The sequence below is a fragment of the Pseudomonas sp. St29 genome, from assembly GCF_001547915.1.
Classification (GTDB): Bacteria; Pseudomonadota; Gammaproteobacteria; order Pseudomonadales; family Pseudomonadaceae; genus Aquipseudomonas.
In genome coordinates this window covers 762536-779601 of record NZ_AP014628.1, presented here as the reverse complement: position 1 = coordinate 779601, position 17066 = coordinate 762536, and the positions used below count along the sequence as shown (strand labels likewise).

Below are 17066 nucleotides of genomic sequence, written 5' to 3'. Positions count from 1 at the left end.
TGGCCCATGATCGGCCTGCTGCTTACCTTGATCTGCCTGCTGCTACTGGGGCTTTCCGGTTGGCTGTTCTACCACGGCGTGCGCAAGACCGAGCGCGAACGCGTGCTCAATCGCCTGGCTCAGGGGCAACCCGAACTCAACCCGCAACGCCGTTCATGGACCGGCCTGGACCAGGCCTTCGCCCGCGCTGGCCTGGGCCAGCCCACGGAGCGCCTGGGCCTGTGGCTGGCGGTCTGGGCGGTACTGACCCTGCTGGGTTACCTGCTGGGAGACTGGCTTGGCCTGCTGGCTTGCGTGCTGCTGCCGCCCCTGTTGCTGCGCCTGTCCATTGCCTGGCTGTATCAGCGCCGGCTCAAGCGCATGATCGAACAACTGCCCGCGCTGCTGGATCACAGCGTGCGCAGCCTGAAGTCCGGACGCACCCTGGCGGATGCCGTGCTGGGCGCCATCGAGGCCAGCAACGACCCACTCAAGCAAGCCATGGGACGCATCCAGCGCAACGTGCAGTTGGGGGTCAACCTGCCGGACGCGGTCAGTGATTTCGCCGAGTTCTACGAACAGGACGAGCTGCGCATGTTCGCCCTGGGGCTGAAGGTCAACCACCGTTACGGCGGCAACGCCAGCGAGTTGCTGGAGAACCTGATCAAGCTGATCCGTGAGCGCGAGCAAGGGGCCCGGCAGTTGCGCGCAATGACCGGGGAAACCCGCATGACGGCCTGGGTCCTGGGCAGCCTGCCGCTGCTGCTGGTGAGCTACTTCATGCTCACCAATCCGGGCTACATGCTGGGCATGTGGCACGACCCTTCCGGCCAGGCGATGCTGATCACCGCGGTGTGCCTGCAGATCTTCGGTTGCCTGGCCCTGTGGCGCATGTTGAGGAGTATCTGAAATGCTTCTGCTGGCTGCTGCGCTGCTGTTTCTCGGGGCCTTGCTGCTGCTCAGCAACGGCCTGCTGACGCAACGCCGGCGCGAGCGCCAGATTGCCCAGCGGCTGCAGGGCCACATGACCCGCGACAACCGCCTGGGCAGTTGGCTGCGGCGGCTGGGCAACAGTCGTTTCGGCCAACGCGCGGTGAACATGGACAGCGAAACCCAGACCCTGCTCAATCGCCTGGGCTGGCGCCGGTCCGCGCAGCGCTCACTGTTCGCGGCCTGCCAGATCGGCACCCCGGTGGTAGCCGTGTGCCTGGTGATCTTCATCCAGGAGGTGGCGTTTCCCGAAGCCCAGAGCCACTGGCTGACGCCGATGCTCGCCGCCGGCGCCGGCTACCTGCTGCCCAAGCGGGTCCTGGCCTACGCCGCCCAACGCCGGCAAAAACACATCGCCCTGGAGATCTCCACCTTCATTCCCTTGCTGCGCATCCTGTTCGAGTCGGGCATGGCGGTGGAGCAGGCGCTGCGGGTCCTGAGCAACGAGGCCGGAAAACTGCTGCCGGAACTGACCCACGAACTGCGCCTGATCCTGGCACGGGTGGACTCAGGCCTGGAGCTGGGCCAGGAACTCAACAAGACCGCGACCCTGCTGGCGGTGGACGAGTTCACCGACACCTGCGTGATTCTCCAGCAACTGATCCTGCAGGGTGGCGGCGCGATGAAATCCCTGCAGGCCCTCAAGCAATTGCTCGACGACCGGCGCCTGACCCGCTTGCAGGAATACATCTCGAAAATGTCGGCCAAGATGTCGGTGGTGATGATGCTGTTTCTGTTTCCCGCCCTGCTGATCGTGCTGGCCGGGCCCGGCTTTACCGCCATTGCCCGGGCCTTTGCCTACTGAGCCTTGGCCGGCTGGACAGGGGCAAGAGTGTCGCAGCCGGCGGCGAATGGCCCGCCGCCGGCTGCGACAGCCTCAGTGGGCGGTGACTCGCTGGCGCAGTCCCGAATTGCTCGGCGACAAGGCCAGGGCCAGTTGCGTGCGGTTGTGCATGTGGGTCAGCCGCAGGACCTGGGAAACATAGAGCTTGACGGTGTTTTCGGTGATCCCCAGTTCACAGGCGATCTGGTAGTTGGTCTGCCCCTTGCCCACCAGTCGCGCCACATCCAGCTGGCGTGGGGAGAGCTGGTTGAAGATCGCAGGCACTTCGAACGGGTCCGCATCGCCACCGCCCTCGTCCAGGGACTCCTCGGCGCGGCTGGCGGCTGGCGTGCGTCGGACCTTGTCCAGGTCCTGGTACAGGTCGTCGATGGATTCGGAGAGGAACTGCAGCTTCTGGTTCAGATGCCCCAGGTGCAGGTTCTTCTGCCGCTCCTGCAAGGCGACTTCCTGACGTTGCAGGCCTTCGAGGAGTTCATCCAGGTCGATGGGTTTCTGGTAGTAATCGGCGATGCCGGCACGCATGGCCTTGATCACGTCCTGCTTGTCGGACTGTCCGGTGAGCATGATGGCTTCGAACACCCGTTGCTTGCCGGCCAGGCGCTGCAGTTCCTGCACCAGTTGGATCCCGTCCATGTCGGGCATGTGCAGGTCGCAGAGCACCAGGGAAATGTCCGGGTCCCTGTTGAAGCACTCCACCGCCTGGCGGGCAGACTCGCAAGGGACACAGCGGTAACCGCTGTTTTCAAGAAACTCGCAAAGCTCTTCGACAATCAGCGGCTGATCATCAACCACGAGCACTTTCATCTGGGAGGTGAGATTGTTCACGTGCGACTCCGTGCGGGCCAATCGCCGATTGACCACTCCTGTCCTGCCCGCAGGATCCGGGCAGCCACGACTTAAAACCTAGACCTACTTTCCGACTATGTACATAGCATTAATCGGCCCGGCGACTAGTGGATCACGCACACAGTTAAGACCATTCCAGCCAGGACAAAGGGGGCGAACGGGTATTTTTTTGACAGCCCCGTGGCGCAGGTCTCGGTTTGTGGCTCAAGCCCCTGTTTCGCTGCGAGTCGGAGCCTGGGGACGAGCAGCAGCCACAGCAGGCTGCAGACCCCGGCGCCGATAAACGTTCCCAGCAGATGTTCGGGATCGCTGGCCAGTCCCAGGGCGGCCATCAACTTGACGTCCCCCGCCCCCATCCGCCCCATGGCGTACCCCGGCAGGGTGAGCAGCAGGGCCAGCAACAATGCCCAGCCGCCCTGGGCAGCCGCAGCGCCCAGCCAGGTGCTGCCGGTCCACAGCAGGTAGCCGCTCGCCAGCAGCGCGGCGCCCAGCGTCAAGGTGTTGGCAATATGCCGTTGACGCAGGTCCTGCACCGCGCAGAGCCCCAGCCAGATCCACAGAACCCAGAAATGCATCAGCTAAAAAGCTCCTTTTACCGGATTGATTCTATGCTCAATGGACATAGTGACTGTCAGGGTAGACGCACTCATGAAACCGGGCCTCCCCAGCAAGCAGAAGGGCGCTGCAGCCATCGAGTTCGCGGCGGTGTTCGTGATCTTCTTCGCGGTGTTTTACGGTCTGGTCAGCTACAGCCTGCCGCTGTTGATGATGCAGTCCTTCAACCAGGCCACCGCCGAGGCCGTGCGCCGCGCCGTGGCGGTGGATCCCAACAGCGCCAACTACGCCACCACGGTGCAGAACCTGGCCAATAGCGTGGTGCAGGCCCAGACCCTGTGGATTCCAACCCTCTTCAACTTCGCCGCCACCGACTACAGCGCGGTGTATGCCAATGGCGTGCTCACCGTGCGCATCGACTACCCCACCGCGAAGCTCACCCAGGTGCTACCGCGCCTGGTGTTGCCGGTGATAGGCCCGGTCCCCAACTTGCCCACTACCCTGTCCGCCCTCTCGAGCGTGCAATTTTGAACGCCAGCGACAAGCTGTTCGGGCGCCTGCTGGGCCGCCAGCCAGCGCCCGCCGACGAACCCCAGGCCCCGTTGCCGGCCCAGGCCGTCGGCCTGCAACTGGTGCTGGATTCGAAGGGGCGGATCCTCACCAGCAGCGGACCGCTGCGCCATGCGCTGGCGCAGTTGCCGCCCTCGCCCGAGCCCCACCACCTGATGGACTACGCCCTGCCCGGCTGCGCCCTGGCCCTGGAGGGGCACCCCACCGACTGGAGCGCACAGGTGCTGGATCTGGACTTGCGCGGACTGGGCGGCCAGACCCTGCACCTGCGCGGCTGGGTCCAGAGCTGTGGCAGCCAGTGGCTGCTGCAACTGCTGGACATCGGCGACCTGATCCAACAGCGCCAGCAGGCCCTGAGCCGGGAGCAATGCCAGATCTTCGCCACGCAGATCAACGAGCAGATCCGCCTGTGCACCCTGAGCCGGCTGCCGGACGTGCTGCTCGACCAACTCGCCGACCTGGCCCGCTACTGCCACATCCCTTGCGTGGGCCTGGCCTTGCTCGACGACGAGGAACAAACCTGGGTACTGCACAGCGGCTACAACGCCCACGACGCCCCCCGGCTGTGGCAAGACGGCCAGGTTCTGGGCAGCGGCCTGGACAGCCTGAGCGGCAATGCCCCGCTGCACCTGAATCACATCCAGGGCCTGAATGAACACCCGCGCCTGCAGGGGATCTTCGGTCACCGCGAAGGCTTCCTGGTGCCCTACCGGGACGCTCACGGTGTCGCCGCCTGGTTGCTGTGTGGCTGTTACGCCGTGCAGCAGCAGGCGCCGCACCTGCTGGAACGCGACTGGCTGATGCTCACTGCGGCCCTGGCCGAGCCCTTGCTCGAGCGCCTGCGCGAACAACGCAACCACCTGCATCTGGAACGCCTGGAGGCACTGCAGGGCCTGCTGGGCGCCGGCTGGTGGGAATTGTGCCCGGAGACCGCCGAGATCGAGCTGGCCAGTCAGCTGGTCGCCAGTCTGCAGCTGCCCGACTCGTGCAACAGGCTACCGGTCCAGGACTGGCTGGAGCTGATTCACCCCGCCGACCGCAGCGAACTGGCCAGCCGCCTGCACGCCCTGACCCTGGGCAAGCCGCTGCTGCTCTGCGTGCGCCTGCCCGGGCCGGACCCGAGCCTGCCGCCACGCTGGTACCGCTTGCAGGGCCAGTCCCTGGGACGGGGGGAACAACAGCGGCTCCTGGGCTTCATGTTGGACATCAGCGATATCAAGAACCAGCAGCAACAGGCGGCGGCGGCCCATGCGCGCCTGGACAATCTGATTGCCAGCTCACCGGCGGTGATCTACGTCCAGCGCTACCTGGAAGGCGCCCTGCAACCGAGCTTTTTCAGCGCCAGCCTGCAACCGCTGCTGGGCTGGAGCCTGGAGGACTGCACCGCGGCCGGCCTGGCGGACTGGGTGCACCCCGAGGACCACGACCTGTATTTCCAGCGCTGCCGCCAGTTGTTGCGCGAAGGCAGCGTCCACGCCCGCTATCGCCTGCGCGACCGCCATGGGGCTTTCCATTGGGTCATGGATGAAGCCAAGCTGTTGCGCGACGACCTGGGGCTGCCGGTGGAGGCCGTCGGCCTGTGGCTGGACGTGACCGAGGCGACCCTGGCCGCCGAGCAGATGCGCCAGAGCGAGGAGCGCTACCGGATCCTGGTGGAAGACTCGCCGGCGATGATCTGCCGCTACCGCCCGGACCTGACCCTGACCTTCGGCAACCGGCCACTGGCGGCCTACCTGGAATGCCCCGCCGAGGAACTGCCGGGGAGCAATCTTGGGCAATGGCTGTCTGCCGAACAGCGCGAAGGTTTCGAGCGAAGGATCCAGCGGCTGAGCCCGGAGTTTCCCCTCAGCACCGCCGAGATCTGCCTGCAGCTGCCGGGGCGTGAACACGCCTGGTGGGTCTGGTCCGATCGCGGGGTCTTCGATGAGCAGGGACAGTTGCTGGAGATCCAGGCCGTGGGCCGCGACAACACCGAAGTCCGACGTGCCCAGCAGCAGCTCATGCAAAGCGCGAAAATGGCCACCCTGGGGGAAATGGCCACCGGCCTGGCCCACGAAATCAACCAGCCGCTGAACGTGATGCGCATGGCCATCGTCAATGTGCTCAAGCGCCTGAACAGCGGCGAGATCCAGATCGACTACCTCACCGACAAACTGCATCGCATCGACACCCAGGTGCAGCGGGCCGCCCGGGTGGTGGATCACATGCGGGTGTTCGGCCGACGTTCGGAGGTGGAACAACAACCCTTCAACCCGGCCCTGGCCATCGAGGGCACCCTGTCCCTGCTGGCCGAAGGCATGCGCGGCAAAGGGATCGAACTGCGCATCAGCGAGCTGGGGTTCGAGGTGCAGGTGCTGGGCTTCGTCGACCAGTTGGAGCAGGTGCTGATCAACCTCATGGTCAATGCCCGGGACGCGCTGCTGGGCCAACAGCAGCGGCAAGCCTTCAAGCCCTGGATTGCCGTGCATGGCCAGCGCGACGAACACTGGGTACGCCTGTGGGTCGAGGACAATGGCGGCGGTATCGACCCGCGCCTGCTGGAGCGGATCTTCGAACCCTTCTTCACCACCAAGCCGGCGGGCATCGGCACCGGGCTCGGGCTTTCGGTGAGCTACGGCATCGTGGAAAACATGGGCGGCCGCCTGAGCGTCAGCAACGGAGTGGACGGCGCGCGCTTTTGCATCGAGCTGCCGATTGCCCCGGCGGATCAGATCACCAGGTAGGCCCGGCCGGTCTGCCCGCAGGTGAGATTGGCCCCGACCTCAACGTCCATCAGCTTGATGCCCAGGGTCGCCAGCAGGCTGTTGAGCAGCGGATCGAGCAAGGGGCTCAAGAGATTGCTGATCAGCGGCATGATCAGGCTGGTCACTCCATTGATCAGACCTCCCGCCCCCGCCACCACCGAGCCCAGCAGATTGCCACTGGTCGGCTGGTACACCTCCAGGCTGATCCCGGCAATAGCGCCCGACAGGCTGTTGACCAGATTGTTGGTCGGCGCCGCGTTCTGGTAGCTCGGCGCCTGATTGACGTTGGGCGGCGTGGGAAACGGCGGCGCGCTGCTGGCGTACACCAGGTCGCGCCCGACGTTGGGTCCGGTCTGGCTGAGCCCCAGCGCACTGTCGACCTTGAGCCCGATGCCGCCGGCGGCGAACGCCGTCCGCGCCGGTCCGCAACTGCCGATGCCGAGGATCTTGTGGCAGGTCCAGATCCCCAGGTCGACGATCGGCACCGGCGTCACCACCGGTTCTGCTGCCGAGGAGAAGGCGGTATTGGGATCGATCTGCCCGACCTTGATATCGACCAGTGACGACTCGCTGTGCACCGTGAGGCTTTTACTGCCGGCGTTGTCCGTCGGACAGCTGTAGTTGGTGACGTAGGCCTTGGCGCCCCCCAGTTCCAGGTTGATGTCGATGCGCGCCGTGGGCAGCACCTCGGGATCGACCTGCTGGCAGCCGGCGCCCAGCAGGCAACCGACGGAGTTGATGGTGGCCGCCAGGTTCAGGCTCAGGACGCTGTTGAGGGTCGGCGTCAGTGAACTCACCAGGCCCAGCAGGGCGTTGGCCAGGCCGGTGATCCCGGACAATCCGGTCAGGTTGACCGACACCAGGGTGCGCACCTGGGCCGTGCGGACATAGATGCCGTTGACGCCCTTCGGATCGAGGATGGCCAGCCGGGGATCGCCGACCGCCGAGAACTGCGGCGGTTCGATGACCTTGACCCTGATGGTGACGTTGGCCAGGCCCAGCAGGTTGGCCGGCACCACCGCCGCCACCGCGCTCTTGCTGTTGGCCAGCTGGATCATCGCCTGCAGCAACTGGAAGAGTTGCAGATTGGCATCCAGGGCGGTGGTCGCCGCACCGGTCTGCAACTTGAGGATATCCCCCAGCTTGAGTTGCGGGATCTGGCTGCTCACCGCCACTTGCAGGGCGCCCAGGGCCGCCAGCACATCGGCCGTCGCGCCATTGGCCTGGACCACGGTGGCGGCGGTCTGGATCAGCCGGGTCAGGCTGGCCTGAGTGTTGAGCAACTGGCTGTAGTTGCCCGCGGCAACCCCCAGGTCGATGGCCAACTGGTCGAGGTAGCGCAGCAGGTTGATGTCGCTGTTGAGCAGGCCATTCCAGCCCACGGCGCTGATGTTGAGGCTGCCGCCCAGCATGCTGCCCACCAAGGTATTGAGCAGCGGTGAGTTGGTGCTGTCGACGGTGGCCAGGGTGCTGCGAATGCTCAGTTGCGCCCGCGGCGGGGTGGGCGCGGCGGCAACCGCCGTGGCGCTGAGCTGGGTGTTGAGGTTGATCGGCCCCGGGGTGAACAGCGCCCCGATGCCCGACGCCACACTGATGGGCACCGTGTGGGTCGCCACTACCCGCACGGCCGCCGATTGCGCCGGGTCGGCATTGAAGGTGCGCAAGCTGTTGGCCCCGGTGGTCAGCGCACCGCACGCGGTCGTCAGGGTACTGCCGGCGTCGACGGTAAAACCATTGCGGGTCGCGCTCTGTCCGGCATAGGTCGCGGCGCTGAGGCCGGCCTGGCAGTTGCCGCCCCGGCTCACGGCCTCCAGGGCTGCGTTGTCGGCGACCCGCTGCAACTTGCGCTGCTCCATGTACAGCCGGCCGCTGTCCACCACCACGACCATCAGCAACAACGCCAGCCCCAGGGTCACGGCAGCCATCAGACCAATGGCTCCACGCTGGCGACGCGGACCGGTAAAACGCTTCAGGGGAGACATCGGGGCACTCCTTTTCCCGGCTCGTGGCCGAGCGCGCACTCCATCGATGCACAGCAGTGTAGTCAAAGGCCGGGCCGTCGCTGGCAAGGTGCCAGCTCGCCTGACTGGCGGCGCCAGGGTGCTCCGCCAGTCAATGTCGAGGCGTGTGCCGCGCGGGACCCAAGGCCCTAGTGCGGCGGGTAGTTCTGCAGGATACGCATCACCGTATTACGCACCGCGGCGCTGCGATCCACCGGGCTCGGCGAGCTGCTGAGCAACTGTTCGTCGCTGCCGCGCCACACCAGCTTGCCGTCCTTGCCATCGAGCAGGTCGATCTGGATGGTCGCCACCTTGTAGGAGATGTTGCGGGTCTCGTTGTACATCGGCCCGCCCCAGTAGCCATTCCAGGGGCCGCCCCAACCGCCACCGTAGTTGGTGGTGACCTGCTGCTGACGGTCCTCGACGATCAGGTATGCCTGGACCTTGAGATCGGCCTGGGCAGGGCCCTGCACCGGACGCAGGCCACGCTGGTCCAACTGCTCGGCGACCGCCTGGCGGATGCGCTGCTCGGTCAGGTCGCTCTTGATCCGCGGATCATCGGGGCGATATTGCAGGGCGGGTTCTTTCCAGCTCCAGCTGCGGTAGGCGCCAAAGTCCCGGCTGGCGTCGAAATCATGATTGACCTGGTTGGCGGCACAGGCACTGAGCAAGGCGGCACATACCAGTAACGCGATTCGATGGAACATGCTGATTCTCCGATTCAAGAACAACCACCGGTGGCCCTAACTGGGAGGATAGGCCGCCATTGCCTTTTGCACCGCCTCACGCAAGGCATCGGCGCGCTCGCCGAGGCTGCCGCGGCTGCTGGTTTCGGCGCTGGCGCTCCATACCGGCTGGCCACTGGCGCCGTCGTACAGATTGACCCGAACCACCACCACTTCGACTTCGTAGGTGCGCACCACCGGCACGCTGCCGTACATGCCGTAGCCCGGGCCATAGCGGTTATAACCGCCGTAGCCGCCATAACCGTAGTCGTCCTGGACCTGGCGCAGGCGCTTCTCCAGGTGCAGATCGGCACTGACCCACAGGTCCGCCGGGCGCCGGTCTAGCACCGGACGCAGGCCCTGCTGATCCAGAGCGTTGCTCACCGCCTCGGCGATCTGTGCCGAATCGGCCCAGGCCGAGCCGTTGGGCAGGCGCCCATTGAGCCAGGCCCAGTTGCGATAACGTCCATAATCGCGCGGCGCCGCCGGGTAGGCGCTGCGGTCGAAGGTGTTGGCCGCTTGCGGCGGCGCCGGCGGCAGGGGATTGCTACTGGCGACGTAGGGGTTGCTGCCCTGACAGGCGGCAAGCCCCGAACACAGGAAGATCAGACCCAGACGGCGTTTCATTGCGCACTCCGTTAGACCGGCCGGCACAGCCAATGCAGATAACGCCCAAGGCCGGCGAAACTTGGGTGTCGGCGGTGAGCCAGTTCCATTTGCAACAGGTCCGTCAGCTCGGCTCGCGCCTGGAACTCCACCGGCATGTAGTCGTGGAAAACCCGCACTCCGCTCTGGGTTTCGACTCGCCACAAGCCATCAAGTTGCGCCGCCAGCTCGCGAGGATCAAGCGGTTGTTGCGGAGTCAGGCTCTGCTTTTCACCGGCCATGTCGTTCTTGCGCATCTTGCGGAAGTGGCCCTTGAGCAGGTTGCGGTAGACCAGCGCATCGCGGTTGTAGAAGGCCAGGGACAACCAGCCATCGACGCGGGTCAACTGGTGCAGCACCGGCAGGATCGCGTGGGGCTCGGCCAGCCATTCCAGCACCGCATGGCAGAGCACCAGGTCGTAGGGCTCGGTCAGTTGGCCCAGCAGTTCCTGCCAGGGCGCCTGGATGAAGGTCGCCTGCTGCCCGGCCTCGGCGAAGCGCTGGCGGGCACCGTCGAGCATCGGCGCGGCGGGCTCGGCCAGCGTCACCTGGTGCCCCTGCTCGGCCAGCCACAAGGACATGTGCCCCAGGCCCGCGCCGATATCCAGCACCCGCAGCGGCCGCTGGGGCAGGCTTTCCTTGAGGTCAGCCTGGAGCACCGCGAGGCGGATCGCGCCCTTGGCACCGCCATAGATCTTCTCGGCGAAACGGGTCGCCAGCTGGTCGAAATGCCGGTCGCTCATGAGCAGAACCGCCGTTCGCTGTCCGCCAGCTTGCTGCGCACCACCTGGTCCATGTCCAGCCCCAATTCGCTGCACAGCAACAGCAGGTAGAGGACGATGTCGCCCACTTCCTGGCCGGCATGGGCCAGCTTGTCCGCCGGCAGTTGCCGCGACTGGTCCTCGGTCAGCCACTGGAAGATTTCCACCAGTTCGGCCATTTCGACGCTGGCGGCCATGGCCAGGTTCTTCGGGCTGTGAAATTGCCGCCAGTCGTTGCGGTCACGGATGGCATGCAGGCGTTGGGTCAGTTGCTCTAGGTTCATCGGGGTCTCCTGAAGGCGTATAGCTTCCGGGGGATGGCCGTGGGACGCAAGAGCGCTTTCGCCGGCCGGCCGGCTCCTACAGAATGTGCGACCCCGGCAGCTTCTATGCTGAACCGGGAACTCGCTACGGGCAGTCATGGCCCAAGGTTGAGCGGGCACCCGGCCCCTCGTCGATCAGGACACACACATGCAGGTAGAAAGCTTCTTCGAATGGCTTGGCCAGGCCATAGGTTCGGTCATCCGCTTCATCGTCGACCTGCTCAGCGGGTTGTTCGGCAGCCTGACCCACGCCGGCGGCAACTTCGTCGATGGGCTGGCCCGGGCCCTGGGCATGGACACGTCGATCGTCAGCATCATCGGCCTGATCGTCGGCCTGATGTTTCTCTACTGGGCGATCCGCGCCTTCATGCGCGCCTCGATCATCCTCGGCATCATCTGGCTGGTGCTGGGCCTCTGGCTGCTGAGCTGGATCATCCACTGACGCGGCGGTAAAACCTCGGCGCATCACGGCGCCGGGGCTACAATGCCGGCTCTCGCAAGGAGCCCGCATGTCCCCCCTGATCACCGATTGGCGTCATCGCCCCACCCATCGTCGCGTCTGGGCCCTGGCCGCGCCGATGATCCTGTCGAACATTTCCGTGCCCCTGGTGGCCCTGGTGGACAGCACGGTCATCGGCCACCTGCCCCACGCCCATCAACTGGGTGCGGTGGCGGTGGGCGCCAGCCTCTATACCTTTCTCGCCTGGGCCATGGGTTTCCTGCGCATGGGCGCCACCGGTTTCGCCGCCCAGGCCGCCGGACGCGGCGACGGTGCGGCGCTGCGCCAGATCCTGCTCCAGGGCCTGCTGCTGGCCCTGGGCCTGGCGCTGCTGCTGGGAGCCATTGGCGTGCCGCTGAGCGGCGCGGCCTTGCACCTGATGCAGCCCTCGGCGGACCTGGACCAGATGACCCGGGCATTTTTCCACACCCGCCTGCTCGGCCTGCCCGCGGCCCTGGCCAGCTTCGCCCTGGTGGGCTGGTTCCTCGGCACCCAGAATGCCCGGGCGCCGCTGACCATCCTGCTGAGCACCAACCTGGTGAACATCGCCCTCAACCTGTGGTTCGTCCTCGGACTGGACTGGGGCGTGGTGGGTTCGGCCCGGGCCTCGGTGGTCGCCGAATGGACCGGCGCGCTGATCGGCCTGGCCATGACCCGGCCGGCCCTGCGCGCCTACCCGGGACAGATTGCCTGGGCCGCCCTGCGCCGCTGGCAGAGCTGGCGCCCGCTGCTGGCGGTGAACCGCGACATCTTCATCCGCAGCCTGGCCCTGCAATCGGTGTTTTTCCTGATCACTGTCCAGGGCGCGCGCCTCGGCGATGCCACGGTGGCGGCCAATGCCCTGCTGCTCAATGGCCTGTTGCTCACCGCCCATGCCCTGGACGGCCTGGCCCACGCGGTGGAAGCCCTGTGCGGCCACGCCATTGGCGCCCATGATCGCCCGGCGCTGCGTCGCTCACTGGTGGTGGCCGGGGGCTGGTCGCTGCTGGCCAGCCTGGGATTTGCCGCGCTGTTCCTGCTCGGTGGCCACCTGTTCATCGAGATGCAGACCGACATTGCCGAAGTCCGCCAGACCGCTTTCACCTACCTGCCCTACCTCGCCGTGCTGCCCTTGATCGCAGTCTGGAGCTACCTGCTCGATGGCTTGTTCATCGGCGCTACCCGGGCCCGGGAAATGCGCAACGGCATGCTCCTCACCGTGCTCCTGCTGCTGCCTTTTGCCTGGGCCCTGCAAGGCCTGGGCAACCACGGCCTGTGGCTGAGCTTCTTGCTGTTCATGCTCCTGCGCAGCCTGACCCTGGGTGCCTTCGCCTGGCAGCTGGAGCGACGTGACGGCTGGTTCGCCGGGGCTCACTGAGCCGGCGGCGTTTGGACAAAGCCGCTGACCCGTTCCAGCACCGGGGCCAGCCCGCGCAAGGGGCGGGACAGGGCGGCCACCAGGGTGGCGTGATTGGTGCGGGCGAAATAAAACTCCTGCACCGGCACGCCTGCCGCGCGCAGCTTGTTGGCCAGACCACCGGTATTGCGCTGCGGGTTGACCAGGGAATCCTGGTTGGAGGCGATCAACAGCGCCGGCGGCGCGCCCTGGCTGACGTGGTTGATCGGCTGCGAGTCCGGCGGCGAGTCGGGGTAGAAAAACACTGGGCGCACCTCGGGGTTGCGAATGGGCAGGAAGTCATAGGGCCCGGCCAGACCGATCCAGCCCTTGATGATCTGCGGGCTCAGCCCGACCTCTTCCAGCAACCGTCGGTCCAGCGCCAGCATCGCGGCGTTGTACGCCCCGGAGCTGTGCCCCATCAGGAACAGGCGCTGGGGATCGGCGCCATAGCCGCCGATGTGTTCATGAGTCCAGGCTACGGCGCGGGCCGCGTCCTCGAGAAAGGCCGGGTAACGCACCTGTGGATAAAGCCGGTAGTCGGCCAGCACCACCACCATGCCCCGGGAGGCCAGGGCCTCGCCGACAAAGTCGTAGTCGCTGCGCGAACCGCTGTTCCAACTGCCACCGTAGAAGAACACCACCACCGGCGCCCCGGGAGCCGCCCCGCGCGGCTGATAGACATCGAGCTTCTGCCGTGGATCGCTGCCGTAGGCGATGTCCGGGGTCTTGATGAAGGTGCTGCCGGGAGTCAGGGCGTTGAGCAGCTTGAGCGGCGAACAGGCCACCAGCAGGCTGAGCACCAGGGTGCTGCACAGCAAGCGCCAGGTCCTGCGGGTCGTATCGCTCATCGCTTGCCCCCTATCGCCCACCATGGACGGCTGTGTTCAGGCTAGCTGCAATGGCTGCACCGGGGACAAAAAAAACCCACCGCATGCGGTGGGTTTTCAAGGCTTGCGCCGAGCGTCAGGACGACAGGTAGGACGAACGGGTCAGGCCCAGGCGCAGTGCGTCGAGGAACTGGGTGCGCTCGGCGGTGCTGATCTTGGCGCTGGCCACTTTGTCGCGGTAGTGAGTCATCAACTCCTCCGGCGACAAGTGCACGTAGCGCAGCATGTCTTCGATGGTGTCGTGGGTCTCGATCCCGGCGTGGTACACGCTGCCATTGGGCCGCTGGTAGATGTTCACCGAGTCGGTGTCGCCGAACAGGTTGTGCATGTCGCCGAGGATTTCCTGGTAGGCGCCCACCAGGAAGATCCCCAGCAGGTAGTCCTCGCCCTCGTTGAGGCCGTGCACCGGCAGGCTGGTCTCGATGCTCTGCTCGTCGACGTACTGCTTGATCTTGCCGTCGGAGTCGCAGGTCAGGTCTTGCAGCACCGCGCGACGCAGCGGCTCTTCGTCCAGACGGTGCAGCGGCAGGATCGGCAGCACCTGGCCGATGGCCCAGGTGTCCGGCAGGCTCTGGAACACCGAGAAGTTGCAGATGTACTTGTCCGCCAGCTTGTCGTTGAGTTCGTCCAGCACCTGGCGGTGGGAACGCTGACGGGCCTTCAGCGAGTTGTGCAGGCGCCGGCAGACCGCGAAGTAGCATTGCTCGGCCAGGGCTTTCTCGGCCAGGGTCAGCTTGCCATCGGCGTACTGGGCGGCGACGTCGCTCATGTAGTGCGTGGCGCGCCAGTAGGTTTCGGTGACCATCTCGATGTCGGTCGGACCCAGCAGGTCCACCAGCCATTGCACGGTTTCCGGCAGCTCTTCCTTGTTGTCGATCTTCGGCACGTCGTCGTTGTGCTTCTCGACGTCGGTCACCTGCACCACCAGCATGGCGTGGTGGGCGGTCAGGGAACGGCCGCTCTCGGAGAAGATGTGCGGGTGCGGCAGGCTCTGCGCGTCGCAGAACTCCTTGAGCATGCCCACCACCACGCCGGCGTAGTCGTCCATGTCGTAGTTGATCGAGCTGGCGTTGCGCGAGTGGGTGCCGTCGTAGTCCACGCCCAGGCCGCCGCCGACGTCGATGTGATCCACCGGCAAGCCGAGGTTGCGCAGCTCGCCGTAGTAGCGGATGGCTTCCTTGAAACCGTGCTGGTAGTCCGCCAGGTTGGCGATCTGCGAACCCATGTGGAAGTGCAGCAGGCGGATGCCCTGATCCAGGCCGGCGGCGCGGAAGCGCTCCACCACCGACAGCAGCTGCGCCGCCGACAGGCCGAACTTGGACTTTTCACCGCCGGTGTCGGCCCACTTGCTCGACGCCAGGGACGACAGGCGCACCCGCAGGCCGACCTGTGGCTTGACCTTGAGCGAGGCGGCTTCCTCGATCACCAGGCCCACTTCGGACTCTTTCTCGATGACGATGAACACGTTGTGGCCGAGCTTCTGGCCCATCAGCGCCAGGCGGATGAACTCGCGGTCCTTGTAGCCGTTGCAGACGATGGTGCCGCCTTTGGGCGCCAGGGCCAGAACCGCCAGCAGCTCGGGCTTGGAACCGGCTTCCAGACCGATGGAGACGTTCTGGGTGGCGATGATGTTCTCGATCACCGCTTCCTGCTGGTTGACCTTGATCGGGTACAGCGCGGTGTACTTGCTCTGGTATTCCAGGCGCGCGATGTTGGCGTCGAACGCGCCGGTCAGCTGACGCACGCGGTCCTGGAGAATGTCCGGAAAACGCACCAGCAACGGCAGGGACAGACCGCTCTTGCGCAGCTCCTCGACCTGCTCGAACAGATCGATGGGCAAACTGCTCGGGCCGTTCGGGCGAACTTCGACGCGACCGGCGTCATTGATCGCGAAATACCCGGCCCCCCAATGGCGAATCCCGTAAACACTGCGGCTGTCCGCAACTGTCCATTGGCTGCCATCGTCTTTACGTGTGCGTCGTACGGACATCGAAGTCCCCTATAAAGAAGTCATAGAGCGCCGCCCCAATCCGGGGTCGGCGCAGTCTAAAGAATGAAAATGACGATTAGCCTGCAAGCGCAATAGACCGCGCCTGCCGTGCTGAGTTTAGAAACCGTTCATGAACAGGCTCTGTGAAAACCATGGGAGACGACGCCAGCGTCCTGAGCGAATCAAGACAGGGTCCAGTCAGAGGTGGTTTTCACAGAGGCTGCTAGCCGCCGGACTTCTTCGCCTTGAAACCGTGCTTGACCAGTTCGGCCAAGAGTAGCTCGACATGGTCGCCCTGGATTTCAATGACGCCGTCTTTCAGCGCGCCACCGGTGCCACAGCGCTTCTTCAAGGTGGTCGCCAGTTCCTTGAGGGCGTCTTCGGCCAGGGGCACGCCGGTGATGGTGGTCACCGTCTTGCCGCCACGGCCCTTGCTTTCGCGACGCACGCGAGCAATGCCGTCGCCGGCCGGAATCACGGTTTGTTTGCAGATACAGGCGGCCACCGGCTGGCTACAGTCCGGGCAATGTCGACCTGCGTCGGTGGAAAACACCAGGCCACCAAGGGCGGCGAAGGATGCGGCTTTTTTGGCCACCGGCAATCCTCTTGGGAGGACAAAGACTGGTCGAAGCACATGGCGGTGCCATCGACCGCGAAGCCCCACTCAGGCAGGGGCAGCGCTACTGAGCCGGCGCGTTTGCAACAAGCGCCGCCGGTTCAGCTTGAAAAGTCGCGCAGTGTAACGGCAAAAAGCCCGGTTGCTAAGAGCCAATCAGCGTCAATTTATGCAACTTTAACGACGTCGCGCCAGATAGCGTTGCAAGGCGGCCAGGGAGTCCGGGCAATAGGGCTTTTCATGGATTTCCCGCAGCACCTGGTCCAGGGGAATGAAGCGCGCTTCGAGGACTTCTTCCGGCTGCAGGCGCAGCGGACCGTCCCAGACCGCGGAGAAGGCCGAACACCAGAGACGGTTGCCGGTGTCTTCGAAGAAAAAGTGATCGTGGGCGGTCAACTCGACCCCGCTGACTCCCAGCTCCTCTTCCAGCTCCCGAGCGGCGGACTCGGCATAGCTTTCCGTCGCCAGGACCATGCCGCCGGCGGCGACATCCCAGTAGCCCGGGTAGATGGCCTTGCTCAGGGTGCGCCGGTGCACGCACAGCTCACCGGCGGAATTGAACAGCATGATGTAGGTGCCACGACCGATCAGGCCACGCTCGCGCAGCTCGGAGCGGACCATGGCACCCAGCAGCTGGTCTTCGCCATCGACCCAGGCAATCTCTTCAGCATCGGAGGCGGCGCGATGGGCCGCCTCATTGGTGGTCGCAACCAT

17 protein-coding genes are annotated in these 17066 nt (G+C 65.4%); 6 read left to right on the top strand and 11 right to left on the bottom strand.

Annotated features, from left to right (window positions below):
• The first annotated feature begins 6 nt into the window (after positions 1–6).
• Together PST29_RS03455 and PST29_RS03450 are read left to right on the top strand one after the other, a co-directional pair.
• Positions 7–888, top strand: a complete 882-nt coding sequence (locus tag PST29_RS03455; protein WP_060837363.1) for a type II secretion system F family protein — start codon at positions 7–9, stop codon at positions 886–888.
• 1 nt (position 889) lies between these two features.
• A complete protein-coding gene (locus PST29_RS03450; RefSeq protein ID WP_060837362.1) occupies positions 890–1774 on the top strand; it encodes a type II secretion system F family protein in 885 nt (294 codons plus the stop codon).
• A 72-nt stretch (positions 1775–1846) separates the two neighbouring features.
• On the opposite strand, the gene PST29_RS03445 is transcribed toward PST29_RS03450, so the two are convergent.
• Both PST29_RS03445 and PST29_RS03440 read right to left on the bottom strand, forming a co-directional pair.
• Positions 1847–2638: a response regulator transcription factor gene (locus tag PST29_RS03445; protein WP_060842381.1), complete on the bottom strand. Its 792-nt coding sequence runs from the start codon at positions 2636–2638 to the stop codon at positions 1847–1849.
• Between the two features lie 125 nt (positions 2639–2763).
• A complete protein-coding gene (locus PST29_RS03440) occupies positions 2764–3234 on the bottom strand; it encodes a prepilin peptidase (protein ID WP_060842380.1) in 471 nt (156 codons plus the stop codon).
• 73 nt (positions 3235–3307) lie between these two features.
• Between PST29_RS03440 and PST29_RS03435 the strand changes: the two genes are divergently transcribed.
• On the top strand, positions 3308–3745 hold the full coding sequence (locus PST29_RS03435) for a TadE/TadG family type IV pilus assembly protein (RefSeq protein WP_060837359.1): 438 nt from the start codon (positions 3308–3310) through the stop codon (positions 3743–3745).
• Entirely contained in the window at positions 3742–6507 is a 2766-nt protein-coding gene (locus PST29_RS03430; RefSeq protein WP_060842379.1) for a PAS domain-containing sensor histidine kinase, read from the top strand. The genes PST29_RS03435 and PST29_RS03430 overlap by 4 nt, the downstream gene beginning before the upstream one ends.
• Here PST29_RS03430 and PST29_RS03425 read toward each other — a convergent pair.
• The 5 genes from PST29_RS03425 to PST29_RS03405 form a co-directional block, all read right to left on the bottom strand.
• Entirely contained in the window at positions 6492–8510 is a 2019-nt protein-coding gene (locus PST29_RS03425; protein WP_060842378.1) for a pilus assembly protein TadG-related protein, read from the bottom strand. The genes PST29_RS03430 and PST29_RS03425 overlap by 16 nt on opposite strands.
• Positions 8511–8677: 167 nt before the next feature.
• Positions 8678–9235 carry a DUF4136 domain-containing protein gene (locus tag PST29_RS03420; protein WP_060842377.1) on the bottom strand — a complete coding sequence of 186 codons (558 nt, stop codon included), beginning with the start codon at positions 9233–9235 and terminating at the stop codon, positions 8678–8680.
• Positions 9236–9271: 36 nt separating this feature from the next.
• Positions 9272–9880, bottom strand: coding sequence for a DUF4136 domain-containing protein (locus tag PST29_RS03415; protein WP_060842376.1), 609 nt, complete (start codon positions 9878–9880; stop codon positions 9272–9274).
• Between the two features lie 11 nt (positions 9881–9891).
• Positions 9892–10641 (bottom strand): methyltransferase, encoded by a 750-nt coding sequence (locus tag PST29_RS03410; protein WP_060837354.1) that lies wholly within the window; start codon positions 10639–10641, stop codon positions 9892–9894.
• A complete protein-coding gene (locus PST29_RS03405) occupies positions 10638–10943 on the bottom strand; it encodes a MazG-like family protein (RefSeq protein ID WP_016967051.1) in 306 nt (101 codons plus the stop codon). The genes PST29_RS03410 and PST29_RS03405 overlap by 4 nt, the downstream gene beginning before the upstream one ends.
• A 187-nt stretch (positions 10944–11130) precedes the next feature.
• Between PST29_RS03405 and PST29_RS03400 the strand changes: the two genes are divergently transcribed.
• Together PST29_RS03400 and PST29_RS03395 are read left to right on the top strand one after the other, a co-directional pair.
• The gene (locus PST29_RS03400; protein WP_060837353.1) at positions 11131–11424 is read left to right on the top strand and encodes a hypothetical protein; all 294 of its coding nucleotides are present in this window, start codon (positions 11131–11133) and stop codon (positions 11422–11424) included.
• 67 nt (positions 11425–11491) lie between these two features.
• Complete coding sequence (locus PST29_RS03395; RefSeq protein ID WP_060837352.1) at positions 11492–12838, top strand: MATE family efflux transporter; 1347 nt, start codon at positions 11492–11494, stop codon at positions 12836–12838.
• Here the strand turns inward: PST29_RS03395 and PST29_RS03390 are convergent.
• The 4 genes from PST29_RS03390 to PST29_RS03375 form a co-directional block, all read right to left on the bottom strand.
• Positions 12832–13707 (bottom strand): alpha/beta hydrolase, encoded by an 876-nt coding sequence (locus PST29_RS03390; RefSeq protein ID WP_060842375.1) that lies wholly within the window; start codon positions 13705–13707, stop codon positions 12832–12834. The genes PST29_RS03395 and PST29_RS03390 overlap by 7 nt on opposite strands.
• Positions 13708–13822: 115 nt before the next feature.
• The gene (gene speA / locus PST29_RS03385) at positions 13823–15736 is read right to left on the bottom strand and encodes an arginine decarboxylase (RefSeq protein WP_060837350.1); all 1914 of its coding nucleotides are present in this window, start codon (positions 15734–15736) and stop codon (positions 13823–13825) included.
• A 223-nt stretch (positions 15737–15959) separates the two neighbouring features.
• Entirely contained in the window at positions 15960–16331 is a 372-nt protein-coding gene (locus PST29_RS03380) for a translation initiation factor Sui1 (protein WP_015634001.1), read from the bottom strand.
• 198 nt (positions 16332–16529) lie between these two features.
• Positions 16530–17066 carry an NUDIX hydrolase gene (locus tag PST29_RS03375; protein ID WP_060837349.1) on the bottom strand — a complete coding sequence of 179 codons (537 nt, stop codon included), beginning with the start codon at positions 17064–17066 and terminating at the stop codon, positions 16530–16532.